This window comes from Methanoregula sp., from assembly GCF_050010295.1.
In the GTDB taxonomy this organism is placed as follows: Archaea; Halobacteriota; Methanomicrobia; order Methanomicrobiales; family Methanospirillaceae; genus Methanoregula.
Window position 1 is genome coordinate 42,499 of record NZ_JBEKLH010000011.1, and the last position, 18,524, is coordinate 61,022.

The window sequence follows — 18,524 nt, forward strand, 5'->3', positions numbered from 1 at the left end:
CAGGGACGCCATAGGCTGGAGTGCCCTGATTGCGGCAAATTACCGGAGAGATTCTTCGGATCTTTCTTACCCCCTTTGCAGGTACCAGGTTTCATGATACCTCACCCGGTTACCGGAACCCGCCAGGGGGCATGTATCATTCGTCATTCAGCGGGCCGTCGTAGTCCAGCCCGCCACGGTCGCCGTCGACCGTGACCGGTACCCCGCTCTTCAGCCGGGTGAGCGGGACCCCGATCCGGTCGATCATGGGGATCCTGCCGATGATGGCGCCGGTAGCGATGATCGCTTCTGCCTCCGTGTTGACGATGGCAGCCGGGGCATGCCCGTTCCGGCTCAGGGCATAGAGGACATAGGAGCCGACCGTCGAGCCCTTGCCGTACGGGAACGCGAGGACGCGGCCGGCGATCCCGGTACCCTGGAGCGGGTGTCCTTTCTCGACAATGACTCCCGTCTCCGGGTCGACTCCCGACAGGAACGAGATCGGCACCGGACTGACGAGGAGCGGCCCGCTGCCTCTCCCCCGTGATATCCCTCTTCCGCTGATGTGCAAAATAACACCACATAAATGGTTGAAGATGAACATATAAGAGTGATATGGAAGAGACTGCCGTCAATACTACCGCCCCCTCACACGAGCTCAAGTACCAGATCCAGGTCAACGAGCTCGAGGCAGCACTCCTCGACCTGAAGGTGAAGGTCGACGAGCTCCAGAAAGAGAACGGCCAGCTCAAGCGCGAGAACAACCAGCTCAAGCGCATGCCGCTCTTCGTCGCCGTTGTCGTGGACATCCTGGAGAACGGCGAGATCTACCTCCGCCAGCAGGGGAACAACCAGGAATACCTGACCAATGCCCCCGAAGAGATCCGCCCGCTCTTAAAGCCCGGCGCCAAGGTCGCGGTCAATAATGCGCTCTCGATCGTGAAAGTGATCGGCAATATCTACGACTCGCGGGTCCGGGTGATGGAACTCGAGGAGTCGCCCGAGATCAGCTACGCCCAGATCGGCGGGCTCGCCAACGAGATCAAGGAAGTGCGCGAAGCGGTGGAATACCCGCTGACGAAACCGGAGATATTCCGGCGCGTCGGGGTCGAACCCCCGAAGGGCATCCTGCTCTACGGGGCCCCGGGGACCGGCAAGACCCTGATCGCAAAGGCCGTGGCGCACGAGGCGAAGGCCACCTTCATCCGGATGTCGGGCAGCGAGCTCGTCCACAAGTTCATCGGCGAGGGTGCCGGCCTTGTCCGCGAACTCTTCCAGCTTGCGCGGGAACGCGCCCCTGCCATCGTCTTCATCGACGAGATCGACGCGGTGGGCAGCATGCGGACCAATGACGGGACTTCCGGCAGCGCCGAGGTCCAGCGGACACTGATGCAGCTTCTCGCCGAGATGGACGGGTTCGACACCCGGGGGGACGTGCGGATCATGGCGGCCACGAACCGCGCCGACATGCTCGACCCGGCACTCCTGCGGCCCGGGCGGTTCGACCGCCTGATCGAGATCCCGCTGCCGGACCGGGATGCCCGGCTCCAGATCCTGAAGATCCATTCCCGGAAGATGCACCTCGAAGTGGTCGACATGGAAGAGATCGCACGCATGACCGAGAACGCCACCGGTGCCGAGCTGGAAGCGGTCTGCCGCGAGGCCGGCATGATGGCAGTGCGCAGGGAAGCCGAACTGATCGGGATGAAGGATTTCACCGAGGCGGTCCGCAAGGTGAAGAACGAGGCCGTGACCGACAACCGCATGTATACCTGACCGCCACTCCGCGGGCCAGGTATCCCGTTCTTGGGAGATACGGATGGACATCCTCTTGATCCAGCGGGACGGCATCGACCTCCACCATACCCTTTTTGCATCCGAGACGAGCCGGATGATCCTGCGGTTTTACCGGCCGAGGAAGAAGTCCTGCGGGGTCTCCATCTCCTGTGCAACGCTCGGGAGCGCCCTCTCGCTCGTCTCCGAACTGCGCTGGTACATCCGCCGCTACATGCGGGAGGCGCTCTTTGAGTGGGAGAACGGGATCTGGTTCACCCACCAGCTGGCGCAGGACGTCTATTACGAGCGGACGGCAGTCCTCGGCCCGTCGTGGTCTCACCGCAGGCTCTACGGTTTCCGGGAAGGGAAGCTGATCACCAACCTCGTCATGTCGCCCGGCTCCACGGTCGGGGAGTACCAGCAGGAGTACGCCGGGGTCGATGCCTCGGTCGAGGTCTGGTGCACGGAGGACGAGCTGGGGGAGCTGGTGGAGGTGGAGGAGGTGGCGGAGGGTGGGGAAGAGTAGATCCCGTGCTCCGGGCCATTCATAGCCCAAATCCCTGGTGAGGAAGATCTTCCGGAAATCCGGAGGAGGTGGAGGGATCTAGTTGAAAATAACTTATTTTATAAGTTTTGTGGATCTTTTGAAAAGAAAAGATTAAGCCTCAATTACACTCAATGGAAATTGGACCATGAAAAAAGCCTTCATAACGTATTCACATGAAGATTCATTATTTGTCGATAGGCTTGTAAAAGAACTGGAAACTCCATCGCTAAGTGTAACACTTGATAAAAAAATTCTGAAACCGGGGGACTCACTAATAATAAAAATTTTCGACGAAATTAGCAATTCTGATTTTTTACTTCCAATATTATCGGAAAATTCAATTAATTCGAATTGGGTTAAAAAGGAACTTCAAACAGCAATAGTCAAAGAAATTGATGAGGAGGATTTCAAGGTAATTCCTATAGTAAAAGAGGGGGAGAATTGGGAATCATTGAAAAAAATCCTCCCTCCAGGATTAAAAGAAGTACTTCGTGATAAATTCCTTGTGAGATTTGATTCAAAATCTTTTGAGGAATGCTTACCGGATCTAATTAAAGCACTAACTCCTGAAGAAGAATTTGCGCAAGTCCATTCAAAAATTCGAGCGTTGAGTGCAGATAATCCTTTTCGTAGAGTCCGAACAGAAAATTTTGAAAGCTTACAAATATTGGCTGATTCCTTTGCACGACCAGAACCGGGGCGTTATGATAAAATTATCGAAATTAAGCCAACTCGAATTGAAGGGGGCCGAGGCTCTGGGAAAACGATGATTTTGAAATCAATGATCGCCCAAGTCTGTGCCTATAGAATGAGAAAAAGGTCATTTAGAGAAACAAATCTTCCTTATTACGGTATATATTGTCGATTAACTCAGGGTTCTTTTGCAACGCAGGCGGGAAATATTCTCGACCATATCACTGAAAATCAAGCAAGTATTTTATTTTTAACCGAATTTAATTTTCAATTAATCAATTCATTAATTGATGAAATTTCCTCCTGTTCCGATAAGAACATATTGGACATATCCACGAAACTGGAAGTGGAATTGAGTCAAAATATTGGTAAACAAATCTATTCTGGGCAGGCAATAACCACGATAAATAGTTTTGTTGATTTGAAAGAGGCTATTCAAAAAGAACTGGGGATTCTCAATGATTATCTATCGAGAAAAATTCTTGGCGAAACCGGAAAATATCCTGGTGTATTTATTAGTAAAGATAAACTTCGAGCTGTATGTAGAACAATCATCAATACAATTTCTGATTTGAATGGTAAAACAATTTATTTCCTACTGGATGAATACGAAAATCTCATATCATTTCAAAAGGTTGTTGTGAATACCCTGGTTAAATGGTCAGAACAAGGATATTTCTCTATTAAAATTTCTTCTAAAAAAACCGGGTTTAAAAATCCACAAACATTGGAAAGACAAGAAATTGAGGAAGGTCATGATTATAATCGTATTGACCTTGATTATGATTTATCAAAAGCGACTCACCGTACATTTTATAAAAGGTTATTAATCGATATATGTCAAAGAACCTTGAAAAACGAAGGCTTTACAGAAACCTACATTGAAAAGATTCTTGAGACAAGATCTCCATTTTCTGGTCTCGAATCCGAGATTGAGGAGATGATTGATCAAATGCTTCAGATGCAGAAAAATGTGAATTTCTCTTCTTTAGACAAATCAGAACAAATTGAAATTAAAAAAAGACTTGAAATTGGAGCATTATATAGAGTTCTTGCGAAAAAGCATAAAAGACGACAATTTTCCGGTTTCGATGATTTGATGATATTATCTTCGGGAATTATCAGATATTTCCTAGAATTATGTGGAACATCTTATTATTTTGCTGTCCAGGATAATGTAGATGTAAAATCTGGTAAACCTATCAAAATTCAACATCAATCAGATGCTGTATACGCTTTATCCAGCTTTTATCTTTATAATATTCGTAAGAATCTTGTTCAATATGGGTCAGATATCCATCGACTAGTTATTGACCTAGGGGACATTTTCAGAGCAAAAACACTTAATCACCTAACTGAACCTGAGTCTGCTCGTATTTCAATTAGTGATCCTCAAAGTTTATCCGAAAAATCTCATGAGAAAATTACAAAAATATTAGATTTGGCAGAAATGCACAGTGTAATGCAAACATTTGTGGGGATTGGTGGGATTAGACCAAAACATGCCTCTAATGTACAACCAAAAGAATATATTTTAAATAGAATTTATTCGCCAGTCCTTCAATTTTCTCCAAAATATCGCTGGCGGACTTCATTCAGCATAGATGATCTTGAAGGATTAATTAATCCAGATGCTAGGGAATTAATTAAGGCAAAATTAATTCAAAAAGTATCCCCCGTGCCTAAGAAATCACGAAAAATTAAGTCACAGAAAACACTAACTTTTTAGAGCTCGTCCGGTGGTTAAATGAATAAAAAAATATTACAAGTTGAAGAAATTGATAATTTAAATGAAAATGAAGTATTTATTGGATGTTCAAGCTTTGAAGAGAGATGTTTAGGTACCATAAAAAGACTGAGTGCTAACTACAATTATTCGAAAGCATTTATTTTCATATATGATAAACCGGATCTGCGAAGAGAAGAACATACACAAAAAATTTCTGAAATTTTAAAGTCAAAAGGTTCTTTTGAGATAATCCCAGCATCAGAATCTGATCCCTTGCTCTCAATAAAAACTTTGATTCGAAAACTTAACAAAATTAAAATTGATTCAAAAAAAATTACAATTTCAATTGATATTACTACATTTACAAAAAAACATTTGACGCTCTTGCTCAATTATTTGGATAAAAACGATTTATTTAATTCGACAAGAATTTTTTATTCTGAACCAAAAGAATATACATCAAATTTATATTTACCGATGTCTTTTGGAATCCTTCCTATCTATACTATTACCGGATTCGTAACTACACAATCTTTGAATAAACAAAATCTCCTTGCAATTTTTTTGGGATACGAAGGGGATCGAGCTATGGCACTAGTAAATAATTTTGAACCTAACGAGACAATTTTATTTATTCCTGATCCACCATATCATCCTGAATGGAAGGGTCGTACAGAAGAGATGAATAAAAATTTAATTGAAATTATTGGAGCCGATAAAGTCGAATCGATCGACTCATTAAATCCCCATTTAATGTTAGAAAAATTGGAAAGATTATTTGGAAACCGTGGTAAATATGATCTCAGGAAATACCATTGTAGTATATCCCCATTAGGAACAAAACCGCAAGCATTGGGGCTTTATCTATTTTGGAGACAACATAAAGGTAAATTCTCAATCGTGTATGCACCTCCATGTCAACATAATGAAGCTTTTTATTCTAAAGGAATTGGCAGAACATGGCAGTTGATCTCTCCGGAATAAATCTCCAACGGGAATTAATTGATTTAAAAAATGCATTTCCCGAAATTCCTAAAAAAAATTATCTAACTCATGGTTTTGACAAATATCCAGCCAAAATGATTCCGCACATGGCAAAATTCTTAATTAAAAAAACGTCCAAGCCCAAACAAACTATTCTTGATCCTTTTTGTGGAAGTGGATCCGTGGTAATACAATCGGTAATTGAAGGGCGCAGTGCCATTGGGGTCGATTTAAACCCGCTAGCCGTGCTTCTTTCCCAGGCGAAGGCAACGCCAATGAACGTGGAACTGTTGAGAAGCCAATTACACCAATTATTAATAGAATTTAGTTCATGCAAGAATCCATATGAATATTCTTTCTTTAATGCGAACTATTGGTTTACACCGGCAACACTAAGAAAATTAGGGGCTATAAAAACAGTTCTTGATAATAACATTTTTTGTTTTAATACAGAGTATTCAACTTTTTGGAGAGCACTTTTTGTCTCAATAATTCGGGAGTGTTCTAAAGCAGATATTCGGGGACCGAAGCCATTTATCTCAAAACGGTCACAACAACATCGCATAGGAAAACATTTTGATCCCTTTAAAATTTTTTTTGCACAGGGACAAATTTGGATTAAATATGAGGAGGAGTATTTATTAAAATTAAAAAATCGAAAAATAATTTCAAATTATAAAATTTTACATGCAGATTCACGTAATTTATCGCAAATATTAAAAAATGAAAAAATTGATTCCATTATCACCTCACCCCCTTATTTAAACGCCCAAGATTATTATCGTTCATCGAAATTTCAATTATTTTTTTTAAATGAAATTTGCGATGGAGAAATGAAGAAACTATCACGAGATATAATTGGGAGCGATCGAATCTTACAATCGCATTTCAATCATAATTTGAAATTACCCTATCCTATGTCTGAAAGATATCGTTTAGAATTATTAGATATTAACAAGAAAAATTCAGTAATTTTCTCCAAATATATTCTTGACATGAAAAAAGTTATTCATGAATGCAATAATCTTTTAGAATCTGGATCTTTTTTCTCCATCGTAATTGGTGACAACAAAATAACGAATGTTGAAATTCCCACTCACGAATTAATTAATGAAATATCTGAAACTGAAGGATTTCATCTATTTTCAATATATTCTGACAAAATTAGGGATAGGAGATTGCCAATAATAAGAAATGGCCATAGTGGAATTATGAAAAATGAGAATTTATTGATTTTCAAAAAAACATGATGTCCGCTCATATGAATACTTCCTCACCGGATCCCAGCAGTTTCTCCACAATTCCCCTAGCTTTTTCAGCCCGCCCGGCAACCCCTGGATCGATCCGGAGGAACTTCGGGTCGATGAACTCATGGACCCGGCTCTCGTGCGAGCCGTCATACGCGATCCGCGAGGTCACGAAGAACCGGTAGAGTATACTTATTTCTTACGATGATTGCGTGGTGGTCGGATAATTCATTCTAAAAAATGAGTGCAGGTCCCGGAACCGAAATACTCTGCCACAGCCGATTGAGGTAAAACGCCAGAATAAACCTTTTCATCACGGAGTGAGTATTGGGAATTATTCAGCAGAAGACTGCTGGTAGGAGGTGAGATCGATGGGAAGAGGTGGTGGAGGCCATGGAGGCGGCCATGGGCACAGTTCAAACGATGACCGGTCCAATTCGATGAACCCGAACAACGATGCCTATCATGACGCGATGAACAATCATTCGGACCAGCTTAACCCGAACAATGAGAGGTACGAGGGGGATGATGACGATGATGATTGATTTTCTTTTTTATGCCGGGTAAATTCTTTCATCTCCTGCAACCAGAGATGAAATAAGCATGCCGGATTTCACCATATTCGAAGACCGCACGATCAAACACCTCATTGTCGGCATCATTGGGGGGCTGACTCTCGGAATGGTGCTGGACATTGTGCTGGTCGTTTTCAAGGGTTCGGCGTACGTGCCGGTCGTTTTTTTTCTTAGTTCTCATTGTGGTCCTCGCGGTGCTGGTGTGGTGGGCAAAGGGGTAGGAGTGAGGGGCGTAACAATTTAATATTCTGGGGAAGCCCACGCGGCTGGGGTGAAAGTCCCGTTGAGCGTCAGACCCTCACCGGTACCGTCGTTCACCGTCGATACCTTTTCCTTTCAGCCACCCCCACCACAACCAAAACCCCATCTCCTTGCCCGATCCTCTAACCAAACAGATCTACACAGGCCGGTTTTATCCCCCGTAAAAAGCCCGGTCTGGTAATCCGGGGCAGTATCAGCATTTCCCGAAAAACCCCCTCAAAAAAGGGCCGAAACAGGCCGGTCGCTTAAGTCCGGAAAAATGGAAAATAAGCCCTATACGAGCCCGGATTGGCCTTTTTCACCAAAATAGGGGGGTGAGACCCCCCTATGTCAAAAAAGGAGATCTCATTTCCCACTCTCCGACGATGATACGGGGCGGGACGGCGGGACCCCGGGCACCACTCCCTGTAGTACCGGGGTTCCGTCTGCCCGGATCTCGATGAGCCGGTCGTCGAGAATGCGGAAAAACTGCCAGGTCCCCCAAGGTGATAACAGCCAGAGTTCGCGGGCGGTAACTCCGGTCAGCGGCACCCTGTGGAGGTGCAGGACATCCTGTTTACATTCCGCGGCACAATCATCCGGGCACATGATGTGCGAACGGCACCGCCGGACCCGGACAAAGACCGTAAGGCCGGGGCAGAAGAGGATGAATTCAAGCCAGGATTCCCGGAGCAGGTCACGGTCCATCGCGGTCCCGCGTCCTGCCGCGTTCTTTCTCCGTTCCTGTGAATTTAAAAATGGAGCGCGTCGACCGGACCTTTGACCATTCAAACTAATTCATCGGTATATGCACTTTCGCTCCACGTCCAGCTATTCCTCATAATCTCATTCTATTGAATACTGACCAATGGATTGCCTCTATACCTCCTGTCTGGTAACTTGTCATCGTTGTCAGTACGAGTGGACATATATGGGATCACGGCTCGGCAGTCTGGAACGATCAAGGAAACCGGTTAAGGTTCAATGTCCAAGATGTCATAATCGGATTAAGTCGGATATAAAAAATGCCGTTTAATAACGTCTATATAAAAAATTTGCGACCCAATAATCCACAAATCAATTCCAGTCCCTATAGAAGACAAGATTGAAATAATGAAATTTTTAATTCTATCCGAAAAATATTGGTATTTAAAAGTAGGATATTCCGCTATGTCAAATGTAATTTTACCCGATTATATTTTTGGAATGCTCATTTTTATTTTATGGGGAACGCTCACAATATGTATTGGCCAGTTAATTAAAGATGCGGATGAAAATAAGAAAGATAGACCAAAAAAAATAAAGAATTTAATTTTTTATTATCGCCGGTCTGATTGGTTTTTAACATTTTTGGGCGCTATTATGTTGATTATTGCAATTTATTTCTTTGGGGGTATATCCAATCTAAATAAATTAGTTGCGAATTTGCCAACAAGTAGTGAAAAAGATACTTATTACGGGTTAGTCCTTTCATTCGAGGGATTAGCTATATCACTGGCTATAATTACTTTAAATTTTCTTAAGGACGTTCAAGACGAAGTATTAGCAAGAGTTAGACAAACAGAAATCACGAATCGGTTAGAGAATATTGAAAATGAGTTAAAAACATTGATTTCCTAAAGAACCACTATGGTGCCATTTCCCTAGCCGGGAGATATGAATAAACCGGCCATCCCCATAATCCCTGGTACCCGTCCACCGCCAGTAAAACAAGCATTAATACCTTAACGCAACAAAATTTGAGAAGATGTCCGAACCGAAACTTGCCGGCGGCCCGACCCAAGACGAGGTCATGGCAGTTGCTCTCTTCAAGCTGGGCCTGATCGGCAAAGAGACGGTCCTCGAGATCGGGTGCGGGACCGGCAAGGTCTCGGTTGCGCTCGCCCAGCGTGCGGGAAAGGTTTTCTCTCTCGACTTGCGACCGGAAGCGGTGGCCACGGCACGGCATACTGCGGACAGGGCAGGTGTGAACAATATCGAATTTTTCTGCAATGATGCCGTGGCGTTTCTTGGACAGGACACGGTCTATGACTGTGCCTTTGTCGGCGGTACCCGGCGGCTTCCGAAGATCCTTCCGCTGCTTGCCAAAAAGGTGAGGGGGGCGATTGTCATCAACGCCGTCCTCGTGAGCACGCTCGCGGAAGCGGTGTCGAAACTGCAGGAGCTGGGAATATTCGTTGAAGCCGTTCAGGTGCAGGTCGCCCGCTCGCACGGGATTGCCGGCAGCATCATGTTCAAACCCCTGGATCCCGTGTACGTGATCGTCGGACGGGGTGCTGCATGCTCGTAGGCCTCGGTCTCGGGCCGGGAAATCCCGAGCTCCTCACCCTCCGGGCCGTTCGTCTCCTGAAGGAAGCGGACGTTGTCTTCGTACCGGGCAGGATCGCCGCCGACCTCGTCGCCCCGTACCGCGAGGCCGTCCTCCTCACCTTCCCGATGACGGAGGATGAGGGGCGGATACGGACGTGCCTCGAGGAGAATGCGGAGAAGATCGCTCCCGTGGCTTTATCGGGTCTTGCCGTCTTCGGCATTCTCGGGGACCCGAACTTCTTCTCCACCTTCTCGCGCCTCTGTGCCGTGATCGCGGAGAAGCACCCCGGTATCGGCTTCAGGACCGAACCGGGCATCAGTTCCATCACAGCGTTCGCTGCCGCTGCCGGGGTTTCGGTCAACTCCGGGTTCTCCGTCTCGGACGGTACCGACGCCGGTTCACGGGTCGTATTGAAAGTGCGCAGGCCGCAGGAGATGGCGGCCGGGCTCCGGGCCGAGGGCTACCGCGATTTCGTGCTCGTGGAACGGATGTATTTCCCGGACATGAAGATCTACCGGAACGAGGACCTCCCGGCGGAAAGCGATTACATGAGCGTGATGTATGCCCGGAAATGACGACTGGAATGTCATCTGGTTCGTCGGGGCAGGCCCGGGCGACCCCGAACTCATCACGGTCCGGGGCAAGGCACTGCTCGACAGGGCCGATCTCCTTGTCTACGCGGGTTCCCTTGTCAACCCGGCCCTTGTCGCTGCAAGCCCGGCAGCGGAAAAGGTGGACAGCTGGGGCATGCAGCTCGATGCCATCGTCTCCCTCATGGCGGAGCGGGCGATGCAGGGAAAGACCGTTGTCCGCCTCCACTCCGGCGACCCTGCCCTCTACGGCTCGATCGTCGAGCAGATCGCGGAACTGGAACGCAGGGACCTGGCGGTCAGGATCGTCCCGGGGGTCTCCTCGGTCTTTGCCGCTGCTGCGGCGCTCGGTACTGAGTTCACGCCAAAAGGCGTCTCGGATACGCTGATCATCACGCGCCCTGCGGGAAAAACCCTTGAAACGGACTCCATCGCCGCCCTCTCGCAGTTCCCGGCCACGATGGCGTTCTTCCTGGGCAGCGGACATTTCGCGGAGATCACGGCGAAACTGAGCTGCCCCCGCGATATGCCGGCAGTCGTCGTCTACCATGCATCCTGGCCTGACCAGACGATCATCAGCGGAACGGTTGCCGATATTGCAGAGAAAGCACGGGACGCCGGCATCACCCGTTCCGCACTCCTCATCGTGGGGCGGGCGGTCCGGGGAACAGAATCCGGGTATGCCCGCTCTCACCTCTACTCATGACTGACACCGTGGTCATCGCACTCCCCCGCTTCCGGAAGGAAGCAGAACGGATTGGCGTATTCCTCGGTGCGGAAGTGCGGGAGTATACCCCGGAGATCTTTCCTGAACTGTTCCCGGAGGTACGGCGGATCGTTGCGGTCATGTCCATGGGGATTGTCGTGCGCAGGATCGCCCCGCTCCTCACGGACAAGTGGAACGACCCGGCCGTTGTTGTCGTCAGCCCGGATATGCGGTATGCGGTCCCCCTGCTGGGGGGCCACCACGGCGCCAACAGCCTTGCAAGGGAATTGTCCGGGCTCGGGCTCTGCCCGGTGATCACAACGGCGACCGAGGCGACCGGGCGCGATTCTGTCGAAGGTATCGCGGAGCGGGGCGGGTTCTCCGTCCTCAACCGGGACTCGACCCGGGCGGTGAATGCGGCCCTGCTCGATGCCGATGTCCCGGTCCATGCCGTCAGCGGGCCCGGGATTGTCATCGCCGCCCCCGGTGTATCGGTCCTTCTGAGGAAAGGCGAATACACGGTAGGTATCGGGTGCAGGAAAGGAATAACCTCCGGGGAAGTGGTGGACGCGGTCCGGGCAGCCCTTTTGGATTCGGGGATTTCCAAAACCGAGGTGCTCGTCTTTGCCACCACGGAAAAGAAGCTGGGCGAGACGGGTCTTGCGGAGGGGATCTCGGCCCTCTCTGGCAATTTAATATTCCTTGACGATGAAACAATAAACGCACAGCGGGGGGTCTCGAAATCCCGGGCCACGCGGATCGGGCTGCAGGGTGTGGCCGAACCCTGCGCACTGGCCATTGCAAGGAAGAAGGAACTCGTCATGGGAAAGAACGTATACGGGAGAGTTACGGTTGCCATCGCACGCTGAAGAACCCCGCGGCGGCCTCACCATCGTAGGGCTTGGCCCGGGACGGCGGGAATACATGACCGCGAGGGCTCTCAAGGCGATTGCCGCCGCCGAGTACGTGATCGGCAATGCCTCGTACCTGGAGCCGCTCGGGCCGCTGCTGGCAGGCAAGAACGTGATCCGGAGCTCGATGGGCAAGGAGGTGGAACGGGCACAGCAGGCCATCGACCTCGCCCGCTCCCATGCTGTTGCCATCGTCTCCGGGGGCGATGCCGGGGTCTATGGCATGGCGAGCATCGTGCTCGAGGTGCTTGAGAACAGCGGTGCTGCAGTCGATGTCGAGGTCATCCCGGGGGTGACGGCGGCGAATGCCGCAGCCTCCCGGGTCGGGTCTCCGCTCTCGGGGGATTTTGCCGTGATCAGCCTCTCGGACCTCCTCACGCCGCTGGAGGTGATCGAGCAGAGGCTCGACGCGGTCTTTTCTGTCGGCATCCCGGTAGTGCTCTATAACCCGAAGAGCCGGGGGCGGCCGCACAACTTCGCACTCGCGGTCAGTCATGCCCGGAAATACCTCGCCGCCTCAACGCCCGTAGCGATCGTCAAAAACGCGCTCCGGGACGGCGAGGAGATAATTATCACCACGCTCGGCGAGGCAGAGAAGTGTGAGGGGACCGTTGATATGCACAGCACCGTCATCATCGGAGGAAGCGAGAGCAGGATCTGGAGGAGGGGAGAGAATGTCAAAGGAATTATCACGCCACGGGGATACCACCGCAAATACGTATATTGATCCCGGCGCAGAGACGAAGGAAGCGTACGAGATCTCAAAAAAGTCACGCACCCTTGCCCGGGGAGTTATCGGCAATACGACTGACGAGGACCGCGTGAAGCAGCGGTGTTCCGTGGCAGTGGGCGATTTCGGCATGGCGGAGCTGATGCGGTTCCGGCACGACCCGGTCCCCGCTGCGCTCGGGGCACTCCGGCGCAGTGCACCGATCATCACCGATATCCGGATGGTCCAGGCGGGCATCCAGAAGAAGGGGCACGCCTGCCCCGTACTCTGCGCCCTGGACTCCGGGGCGGAGATCGCGTCGGAACGGGGGATCACCCGGAGTTCGGCCGGGTTCATCGCCCTCCGGAGACAGGTGGACGGCTCGATAATCGTCATCGGCAACGCGCCTTCGGCCCTCATCACGCTCTGCGCGATGATCCGGGAAGGTGTCAGGCCTGCGGTGGTCATCGGGGTTCCGGTGGGTTTTGTCAACGCGGCCGAGTCCAAGGAACTCCTCCGCACCATCGATATCCCGTCCATCTCGACCGAGGGGACGCGGGGGGGTACGCCGGTTGCCGTCGCAGCGATCAACGAGTGCGTCACCATCTTCATCGAGGGTAACGGAGATGCTGGACCCGGTCAGCGGCTTTGAATACCCGGAAGCCTGGGTGAGGAAGTGCCGGTCACCCGGCAGGCTCACGCTGGTGAAACAAGGCCTCGCAGTCCTGACCTCGTCCGGCACCGTCCTTGTCCGGGGTTTTACGACCGGCACGACCGCTGCCGGCGTGTCCAAGGCCGCAGTCCTTTCCCGGTCCGGGGACGTGAAATCAGTCCCGGTCCGGATCCCGTGCGGCCTCGTTGTCGATGTCCCGGCAGACGCACACGGCGGGCGGGCATCCGGCAGGAAATTCGGCGGGGATTACCCTTCGGATGTTACTGCTGGGATAGAATTCGTTGCCGAAGCAGTCCCGTATTCCCACGGGGTCCATCTCGTATTCGGCGAGGGGGTTGGCAGGTTCTCGCGGGATACCCCCCGGTACAAGAAGGGGGCCCCCGCCGTGAGCCCGCCGGCGCTCGAATGCCTGCACTCTTCGGTCCGGGAAGCACTCGATATCACCGGGCTTCCCGGAGTCCGGGTGACCCTTCATATTCCGGAAGGGCGGGACATTGCGCAGCAGACCCTGAACCCGCGTGTCGGCGTTGAAGGCGGGATCTCCATTCTCGGAACTACCGGGCTGGTCGAACCCTGGGACGACCACCTCACCGAGTCGGTGACCGAACGGGTTGCATCGGCAGAGCATCCCGTGCTGACCACCGGGCGCATCGGCCTGCGCTACGCACGCCTCCTCTTTCCGGACCGGGACGTGATCCTCATTGGCGGGAAGATCGGCGAGGCGCTTGCGGCGTCACGCGGAAAGGTCGTCCTCTGCGGGCTCCCGGCCCTCATCCTCCGGTATATCAGTCCCGGGATCCTTGACGGGACCGGTGCAACGACCGTGGAGGAACTCTCGGTAACGCCGGGCTTTGCAGCGATCGCTGAAACGACCCTTGCGGGCTTCCGGCAGCTTCGTCCCGATGTCAGGGTCATACTCGTAAACAGGAACGGTACGGTTATCGGGGAGAGTCCATGAAAATTATCGGTGTCGGTTGCGGCCCGGGGATGCTCACCGAGCAGGCAATCAAGGAACTCAGGAGAGCACGGATGGTATTCGGCTCCGAGCGGGCAATCGGGCTTGCCCGGGCATACCTGCCCGAGGGCTGTCAGATCAAGTCGATCGACGATTACAAGAACCTGTCCAGACTCCATAGCGACGCAGTGATACTTTCGACCGGGGATCCCATGCTCGCCGGGCTTGGGTACCTTTCCGGAGAGGTGATCCCTGGCATCTCGTCCCTCCAGCTCGCATCCGCCCGGCTCCATATCCCTCTCTCGCGGGTCTCCGTCGTCGTAGCCCATGGGAGGGGTCACGAGAAGGGCATGGCCGAGACCGTGGACGAGGTGAAGCGGGGAAAGATAGTCTTTCTCCTTGCCGACCCGAAGTTCAATGTCATGGAGCTGTATGCCCGGCTTGCAACTCTCACTCCTCCCATCCAGGTCGCACTCTGCGAGAACCTCGGGTATCCCGAGGAGAAGATCCTCGTCAAAACTATCCAGTCCCCTCCTGAACCTTCTACCGCTCTTTACTCGCTGTTCATCGGGAATTTTTGAACCATGGTGATGGAGCGGACCGCAGGCCGGCAGCACACCTTTTTTAGTCCATAACCCGATAATTCATGAAAGAAGGTTTGTTTCCATGGACAAGGCAACAAAAACGCAAATGAGTATCGTGTCATTTATCGTCGGTCTGATCCTGCTGTTTATACCATATTTAAAAAACTTCGATACCGTTTTTCCGGGGATTTCTCAGTATTTCAGCCTCATGTTCTACCTTGGATTGGTGCTGGTAGTTGTCGGGTATTACCTGAAATAACGCGCCCCCTCTGCCCCGTTATTTCTTTTTCTTCGCGTCCGCTGCTTCCGGTTCTCCCTCCGCTATCTTGATCTCGCACTGGCGGTCATCCGTGCACATCGTGCGCACGTACCGGGCTGAATATTTTTTGTTCAGGCCGGGGGTGCTCATCAGGACGAATGCCATGCAGCGGTGGAATACCTGCTCGCCGCTGCTGCCGGAATCGTATTCCTGGGAGAGGAAAGGGCACCGCTTCACGAGAATGACTGCCCCGTCCTTCGAGACGTCCAGCGTCTCGCCCCTGAACTCCGGGCCGAACAGGATGTTCATGACGACCCGCAGGGAATCCGCGAGTTCCAGGGCGTTACCAACCGGGAGCGCGAGGTTGTGGGCGATGGTAAACGCGGTGCGCGAAAGTTCCATCCAGACTTCCTGCTCGATCTCGTCGTAGCGTTCACCGACCACGCTCCGGAACGCCTGTTCGTAGAGTGCCGGGAGCCGTGCGGCAAAGTCCGCTGCGATGCGCCATTTTACCTCGTCGGGGATCTGACCAGTGTCCGTCATGTCCTCGTCACCCTTTCTGCTGATCTGCTGATCGATGTATGGTGAATACCCTCATATCAAATCTTGGTTAGTACCCGCTGGAGCCGGGCCGCCTGCCTTGGAAAAAGGAAGGGATTTAAGCGGGCATACCCGCTTCAACCAGTCCCGATGGGTAAGATCAGGTTCCGCTGGAAAGGGCCAGTATCTCTCCTTTTCTCCGGATGAACCCGTCCCGTTCGAGCCCGGCGAGGACCTTCAGGACCCGCTCTTTATCAGAGGAACAGTTCCCGGCAATCTCGTCCTGGGCCATCTCCCCCTTGGCGAGCAGCAGCCTGAGTACCATCCCCCTGACCTGCCGGTCCGACCCCTCGAACGCGGACTGCCGGGCATAGTGCCTGCGGCGGCGGTTCGGGTTGGGAACGACCTTTTTAAGGGCAGTACCAAGGTCCATCAGCGCCCAGTACCAGACGCGGGGGTTCTCCCGGTAAAGGGCCTGTTCGACGAGGGGAAGGATCTCGCTGTCGCTGACCTCCCCGGTTCCCGGAAAGAAGTGATGGATGAAGACCCGCCGGATATTGGTCTCGATGAAGACGACCGGCATGTTAAAGGCGAACGCGCAGATGGACGAGGCGGTTGCGTGGCCGATACCGGGGAAGCCGGAAAGAATGCCGGGATCGGCCGGAAGGACACCCCCATACCGGCTCATGACAATTTCTGCGCAATTGCGGAGTGCCAGGGCCCGCCGGTTATACCCCAGTCCCTGCCAGGCGGCAAGCACGTCCGGGATCGGTGCAGCGGCAAGGGAGGCAAAGTCAGGAAAAGCGAAGATGAATGCCGGGAACTTCGCCATGACCCGGTCGACCTGTGTCTGCTGGAGCATGATCTCCGAGACGAGAACCGGGTAGGGATCGGGGGTGCTCCGCCATGGCATCGTGCGGCCGTACTGCTCATAGTGCGAGAGGACGATGCGCTGGAACCCCGGAATACTGGGAATCGTACTGTCATTCCCTGAAAGATTGAATTTTGCAGTATCGGGCGTTGACTGACAATTGGCGACCGGAGTATTTTTTGGAGGATGGCGCATTTTCGTGTCTCAGGATATCCTCTGCCTGCATGATAACCGTTCAGGTCATGACATAATCTGAATAATCTGTTTTCTGTTTGGGCTCTGTCAAGTCTGAGGGAGGGGACATATATTTTTCGACGTAGTATTTGTCATAACTCCCGAAGACTTGACAGAATCCGGGGAAGATAACGATATGATATCAGAAGCCACTTGGCAGATCAAGAAGGAGCCAAGGGCCAAAACACGGGTTCTTTTCGATCCGCATGTATTCGCATTTGATTGCATATGACATTGACCAACCGGGACGCGCCCACAGGTCTTTAGGAGATCGGTAAGCTACATCAAGGCATGACCATATGGGCGCACGGAACATGGAGCAACGATATGTGGGTGCTTGGATAGAAAACGCCACGTCTTTCGCGCTGTCACCACGTCCACTGTATTTCTCCGTGTTTGTCCGTGTCTTTCCGTGGTCTGATCCGCACACAGATCAATACGGAAATTCACGTAAAATTTCATGTAAAAATCGGCATCGATTTACACATAGGATTTGCGCTCAAGTTTCTCAGTCTGATTTCTGTGCATTTCGATGGGATGACGCGCAGGATGTCTGGGCCAAGACCTGCATGGAGGCACCGATCCACACGCTGCCAATGCGAAAACGATATGGCCACATACCGTGTATGGTGTGCCTCATCTTCCAAGCAAGATGCCCGGCCATGATGAGAATAAGGCTCGCTGAAAAGAACGATAACAAAAAATGATAGGGGATGAAACCCCCCTCACTGATTCTATTTTTTTGCGTTCAGATCCATTTGCCTGCTAGCGGCGTGTCAGTGGGTAGGCCATAGTTGAAGGCTGTGACTGTTCCACCGCCATTCATGTTGCTGGACGCAAGGTAGAACGTACCGGTCGATGGCCGGAATACTCCTACGGTGTCATAACCCTGACCACTCCAGTCTCCTACTACCGGTATATCACCGGCCTGGCCAAAGGTGAAGGCAGTGACTGTTCCACCGCCATTCGTGTTGCTGGACGCAAGGTAGAACGTACCGGTTGAAGACCGGAATACTCCTACGGTAGTACCCTGACTGTTCGTCCATCTGCCTGCTATCGGGGTGTCAGTGGGTAGGCCGAAGTTGAAGGCGTTGACTGTTCCACCGCCATTCGTGTTGCTGGACGCAGGGTAGAACGTACCGGTTGAAGACCGGAATACTCCTACGGTAGTACCCTGACTGCTCCAGTCTCCTGCTAACGGGGTGTCAGTGGGTAGGCCATAGTTGAAGGCGTTGACTGTTCCACTGCCATTCGTGTTGCTGGACGCAAGGTAGAACGTACCGGTTGAAGACCGGAATACTCCTACGGTAGCACCCTGACCGCTCCAGTTTCCTCTTATCGGGGTGTCAGTGGGTAGGCCATAGTTGAAGGCGTTGACTGTTCCACCGCCATTCGTGTTGCTGGACGCAAG

23 protein-coding genes are annotated in these 18,524 nt (G+C 51.7%); 17 read left to right on the forward strand and 6 right to left on the reverse strand.

Annotated elements, in window-relative coordinates:
* Positions 1-136: 136 nt before the first annotated feature.
* Positions 137-583 carry an aconitase X swivel domain-containing protein gene (locus ABSB80_RS12120; RefSeq protein ID WP_428370887.1) on the reverse strand — a complete coding sequence of 149 codons (447 nt, stop codon included), beginning with the start codon at positions 581-583 and terminating at the stop codon, positions 137-139.
* A gap of 11 nt (positions 584-594) precedes the next feature.
* On the opposite strand from ABSB80_RS12120, the gene ABSB80_RS12125 reads away from it, so the two are divergent.
* From ABSB80_RS12125 to ABSB80_RS12145, 5 genes are all read left to right on the forward strand, one after another.
* Positions 595-1,755, forward strand: coding sequence for a proteasome-activating nucleotidase (locus ABSB80_RS12125; protein WP_428370888.1), 1,161 nt, complete (start codon positions 595-597; stop codon positions 1,753-1,755).
* A 43-nt stretch (positions 1,756-1,798) separates the two neighbouring features.
* Positions 1,799-2,281, forward strand: a complete 483-nt coding sequence (locus ABSB80_RS12130) for a DUF5804 family protein (protein WP_428370889.1) — start codon at positions 1,799-1,801, stop codon at positions 2,279-2,281.
* Between the two features lie 166 nt (positions 2,282-2,447).
* On the forward strand, positions 2,448-4,724 hold the full coding sequence (locus tag ABSB80_RS12135) for a toll/interleukin-1 receptor domain-containing protein (RefSeq protein WP_428370890.1): 2,277 nt from the start codon (positions 2,448-2,450) through the stop codon (positions 4,722-4,724).
* An 18-nt stretch (positions 4,725-4,742) separates the two neighbouring features.
* Complete coding sequence (locus tag ABSB80_RS12140; RefSeq protein WP_428370891.1) at positions 4,743-5,708, forward strand: hypothetical protein; 966 nt, start codon at positions 4,743-4,745, stop codon at positions 5,706-5,708.
* Positions 5,684-6,958 carry a DNA methyltransferase gene (locus ABSB80_RS12145; RefSeq protein ID WP_428370892.1) on the forward strand — a complete coding sequence of 425 codons (1,275 nt, stop codon included), beginning with the start codon at positions 5,684-5,686 and terminating at the stop codon, positions 6,956-6,958. Before ABSB80_RS12140 ends, ABSB80_RS12145 begins: the two co-directional genes overlap by 25 nt.
* Before the next feature lie 7 nt (positions 6,959-6,965).
* Here the strand turns inward: ABSB80_RS12145 and ABSB80_RS12150 are convergent, their stop codons facing one another.
* The gene (locus ABSB80_RS12150; RefSeq protein ID WP_428370893.1) at positions 6,966-7,127 is read right to left on the reverse strand and encodes a hypothetical protein; all 162 of its coding nucleotides are present in this window, start codon (positions 7,125-7,127) and stop codon (positions 6,966-6,968) included.
* A 199-nt stretch (positions 7,128-7,326) separates the two neighbouring features.
* Between ABSB80_RS12150 and ABSB80_RS12155 the strand changes: the two genes are divergently transcribed.
* Both ABSB80_RS12155 and ABSB80_RS12160 read left to right on the forward strand, forming a co-directional pair.
* Positions 7,327-7,500, forward strand: a complete 174-nt coding sequence (locus ABSB80_RS12155; RefSeq protein ID WP_428370894.1) for a hypothetical protein — start codon at positions 7,327-7,329, stop codon at positions 7,498-7,500.
* A 58-nt stretch (positions 7,501-7,558) separates the two neighbouring features.
* The gene (locus ABSB80_RS12160; protein WP_428370895.1) at positions 7,559-7,774 is read left to right on the forward strand and encodes a hypothetical protein; all 216 of its coding nucleotides are present in this window, start codon (positions 7,559-7,561) and stop codon (positions 7,772-7,774) included.
* 362 nt (positions 7,775-8,136) lie between these two features.
* Here ABSB80_RS12160 and ABSB80_RS12165 read toward each other — a convergent pair whose 3' ends face one another.
* Positions 8,137-8,478, reverse strand: coding sequence for a hypothetical protein (locus ABSB80_RS12165; protein WP_428370896.1), 342 nt, complete (start codon positions 8,476-8,478; stop codon positions 8,137-8,139).
* A gap of 405 nt (positions 8,479-8,883) precedes the next feature.
* Here ABSB80_RS12165 and ABSB80_RS12170 point away from each other — a divergent pair, with 405 nt between their 5' ends.
* The 10 genes from ABSB80_RS12170 to ABSB80_RS12215 all read left to right on the forward strand — a co-directional run bounded on the left by ABSB80_RS12170 (position 8,884) and on the right by ABSB80_RS12215 (position 15,468).
* Positions 8,884-9,390: a hypothetical protein gene (locus ABSB80_RS12170; protein ID WP_428370897.1), complete on the forward strand. Its 507-nt coding sequence runs from the start codon at positions 8,884-8,886 to the stop codon at positions 9,388-9,390.
* A 127-nt stretch (positions 9,391-9,517) separates the two neighbouring features.
* Positions 9,518-10,060 (forward strand): methyltransferase domain-containing protein, encoded by a 543-nt coding sequence (locus ABSB80_RS12175; RefSeq protein ID WP_428370898.1) that lies wholly within the window; start codon positions 9,518-9,520, stop codon positions 10,058-10,060.
* Positions 10,051-10,656 (forward strand): cobalt-factor II C(20)-methyltransferase, encoded by a 606-nt coding sequence (locus ABSB80_RS12180; protein WP_428370899.1) that lies wholly within the window; start codon positions 10,051-10,053, stop codon positions 10,654-10,656. Before ABSB80_RS12175 ends, ABSB80_RS12180 begins: the two co-directional genes overlap by 10 nt.
* Positions 10,643-11,377, forward strand: a complete 735-nt coding sequence (locus tag ABSB80_RS12185; RefSeq protein WP_428370900.1) for a cobalt-precorrin-4/precorrin-4 C(11)-methyltransferase — start codon at positions 10,643-10,645, stop codon at positions 11,375-11,377. Before ABSB80_RS12180 ends, ABSB80_RS12185 begins: the two co-directional genes overlap by 14 nt.
* Positions 11,374-12,246: a cobalt-precorrin 5A hydrolase gene (gene cbiG / locus ABSB80_RS12190; protein WP_428370901.1), complete on the forward strand. Its 873-nt coding sequence runs from the start codon at positions 11,374-11,376 to the stop codon at positions 12,244-12,246. The genes ABSB80_RS12185 and cbiG overlap by 4 nt, the downstream gene beginning before the upstream one ends.
* On the forward strand, positions 12,230-13,015 hold the full coding sequence (cobJ, locus tag ABSB80_RS12195) for a precorrin-3B C(17)-methyltransferase (protein WP_428370902.1): 786 nt from the start codon (positions 12,230-12,232) through the stop codon (positions 13,013-13,015). The genes cbiG and cobJ overlap by 17 nt, the downstream gene beginning before the upstream one ends.
* Positions 12,963-13,649 carry a precorrin-8X methylmutase gene (locus ABSB80_RS12200; protein WP_428370903.1) on the forward strand — a complete coding sequence of 229 codons (687 nt, stop codon included), beginning with the start codon at positions 12,963-12,965 and terminating at the stop codon, positions 13,647-13,649. Before cobJ ends, ABSB80_RS12200 begins: the two co-directional genes overlap by 53 nt.
* Positions 13,624-14,628, forward strand: coding sequence for a cobalt-precorrin-5B (C(1))-methyltransferase (locus tag ABSB80_RS12205; protein WP_428370904.1), 1,005 nt, complete (start codon positions 13,624-13,626; stop codon positions 14,626-14,628). Before ABSB80_RS12200 ends, ABSB80_RS12205 begins: the two co-directional genes overlap by 26 nt.
* Positions 14,625-15,206 (forward strand): cobalt-precorrin-7 (C(5))-methyltransferase, encoded by a 582-nt coding sequence (locus ABSB80_RS12210; RefSeq protein WP_428370905.1) that lies wholly within the window; start codon positions 14,625-14,627, stop codon positions 15,204-15,206. Before ABSB80_RS12205 ends, ABSB80_RS12210 begins: the two co-directional genes overlap by 4 nt.
* Positions 15,207-15,291: 85 nt before the next feature.
* Positions 15,292-15,468, forward strand: a complete 177-nt coding sequence (locus tag ABSB80_RS12215) for a hypothetical protein (RefSeq protein WP_428370906.1) — start codon at positions 15,292-15,294, stop codon at positions 15,466-15,468.
* Between the two features lie 18 nt (positions 15,469-15,486).
* On the opposite strand, the gene ABSB80_RS12220 is transcribed toward ABSB80_RS12215, so the two are convergent.
* From ABSB80_RS12220 to ABSB80_RS12230, 3 genes are all read right to left on the reverse strand, one after another.
* Positions 15,487-16,011: a hypothetical protein gene (locus ABSB80_RS12220; RefSeq protein WP_428370907.1), complete on the reverse strand. Its 525-nt coding sequence runs from the start codon at positions 16,009-16,011 to the stop codon at positions 15,487-15,489.
* Positions 16,012-16,168: 157 nt separating this feature from the next.
* On the reverse strand, positions 16,169-17,074 hold the full coding sequence (locus ABSB80_RS12225; RefSeq protein WP_428370908.1) for an HhH-GPD family protein: 906 nt from the start codon (positions 17,072-17,074) through the stop codon (positions 16,169-16,171).
* Positions 17,075-17,861: 787 nt separating this feature from the next.
* Positions 17,862-18,524 (reverse strand): hypothetical protein (locus tag ABSB80_RS12230; RefSeq protein WP_428370909.1); only part of this gene is annotated, 663 nt, incomplete at its 5' end.

Excerpts from the sequence above, each read along its gene's own strand:
- ABSB80_RS12205 (WP_428370904.1), top strand. The coding sequence starts at position 13,624 with ATGCTGGACCCGGTCAGCGGCTTTGAATACCCGGAAGCCTGGGTGAGG.
- ABSB80_RS12200 (WP_428370903.1), top strand. The coding sequence starts at position 12,963 with ATGTCAAAGGAATTATCACGCCACGGGGATACCACCGCAAATACGTAT.
- ABSB80_RS12125 (WP_428370888.1), top strand. The coding sequence starts at position 595 with ATGGAAGAGACTGCCGTCAATACTACCGCCCCCTCACACGAGCTCAAG.
- ABSB80_RS12185 (WP_428370900.1), top strand. The coding sequence starts at position 10,643 with ATGCCCGGAAATGACGACTGGAATGTCATCTGGTTCGTCGGGGCAGGC.
- ABSB80_RS12180 (WP_428370899.1), top strand. The coding sequence starts at position 10,051 with ATGCTCGTAGGCCTCGGTCTCGGGCCGGGAAATCCCGAGCTCCTCACC.
- ABSB80_RS12175 (WP_428370898.1), top strand. The coding sequence starts at position 9,518 with ATGTCCGAACCGAAACTTGCCGGCGGCCCGACCCAAGACGAGGTCATG.
- ABSB80_RS12210 (WP_428370905.1), top strand. The coding sequence starts at position 14,625 with ATGAAAATTATCGGTGTCGGTTGCGGCCCGGGGATGCTCACCGAGCAG.
- ABSB80_RS12225 (WP_428370908.1), bottom strand. The coding sequence starts at position 17,074 with ATGCGCCATCCTCCAAAAAATACTCCGGTCGCCAATTGTCAGTCAACG.
- ABSB80_RS12220 (WP_428370907.1), bottom strand. The coding sequence starts at position 16,011 with ATGACGGACACTGGTCAGATCCCCGACGAGGTAAAATGGCGCATCGCA.
- ABSB80_RS12170 (WP_428370897.1), top strand. The coding sequence starts at position 8,884 with ATGAAATTTTTAATTCTATCCGAAAAATATTGGTATTTAAAAGTAGGA.
- ABSB80_RS12215 (WP_428370906.1), top strand. The coding sequence starts at position 15,292 with ATGGACAAGGCAACAAAAACGCAAATGAGTATCGTGTCATTTATCGTC.
- ABSB80_RS12120 (WP_428370887.1), bottom strand. The coding sequence starts at position 583 with ATGTTCATCTTCAACCATTTATGTGGTGTTATTTTGCACATCAGCGGA.
- ABSB80_RS12145 (WP_428370892.1), top strand. The coding sequence starts at position 5,684 with ATGGCAGTTGATCTCTCCGGAATAAATCTCCAACGGGAATTAATTGAT.
- ABSB80_RS12135 (WP_428370890.1), top strand. The coding sequence starts at position 2,448 with ATGAAAAAAGCCTTCATAACGTATTCACATGAAGATTCATTATTTGTC.
- ABSB80_RS12160 (WP_428370895.1), top strand. The coding sequence starts at position 7,559 with ATGCCGGATTTCACCATATTCGAAGACCGCACGATCAAACACCTCATT.
- ABSB80_RS12155 (WP_428370894.1), top strand. The coding sequence starts at position 7,327 with ATGGGAAGAGGTGGTGGAGGCCATGGAGGCGGCCATGGGCACAGTTCA.
- ABSB80_RS12140 (WP_428370891.1), top strand. The coding sequence starts at position 4,743 with ATGAATAAAAAAATATTACAAGTTGAAGAAATTGATAATTTAAATGAA.
- ABSB80_RS12165 (WP_428370896.1), bottom strand. The coding sequence starts at position 8,478 with ATGGACCGTGACCTGCTCCGGGAATCCTGGCTTGAATTCATCCTCTTC.
- ABSB80_RS12130 (WP_428370889.1), top strand. The coding sequence starts at position 1,799 with ATGGACATCCTCTTGATCCAGCGGGACGGCATCGACCTCCACCATACC.
- cbiG (WP_428370901.1), top strand. The coding sequence starts at position 11,374 with ATGACTGACACCGTGGTCATCGCACTCCCCCGCTTCCGGAAGGAAGCA.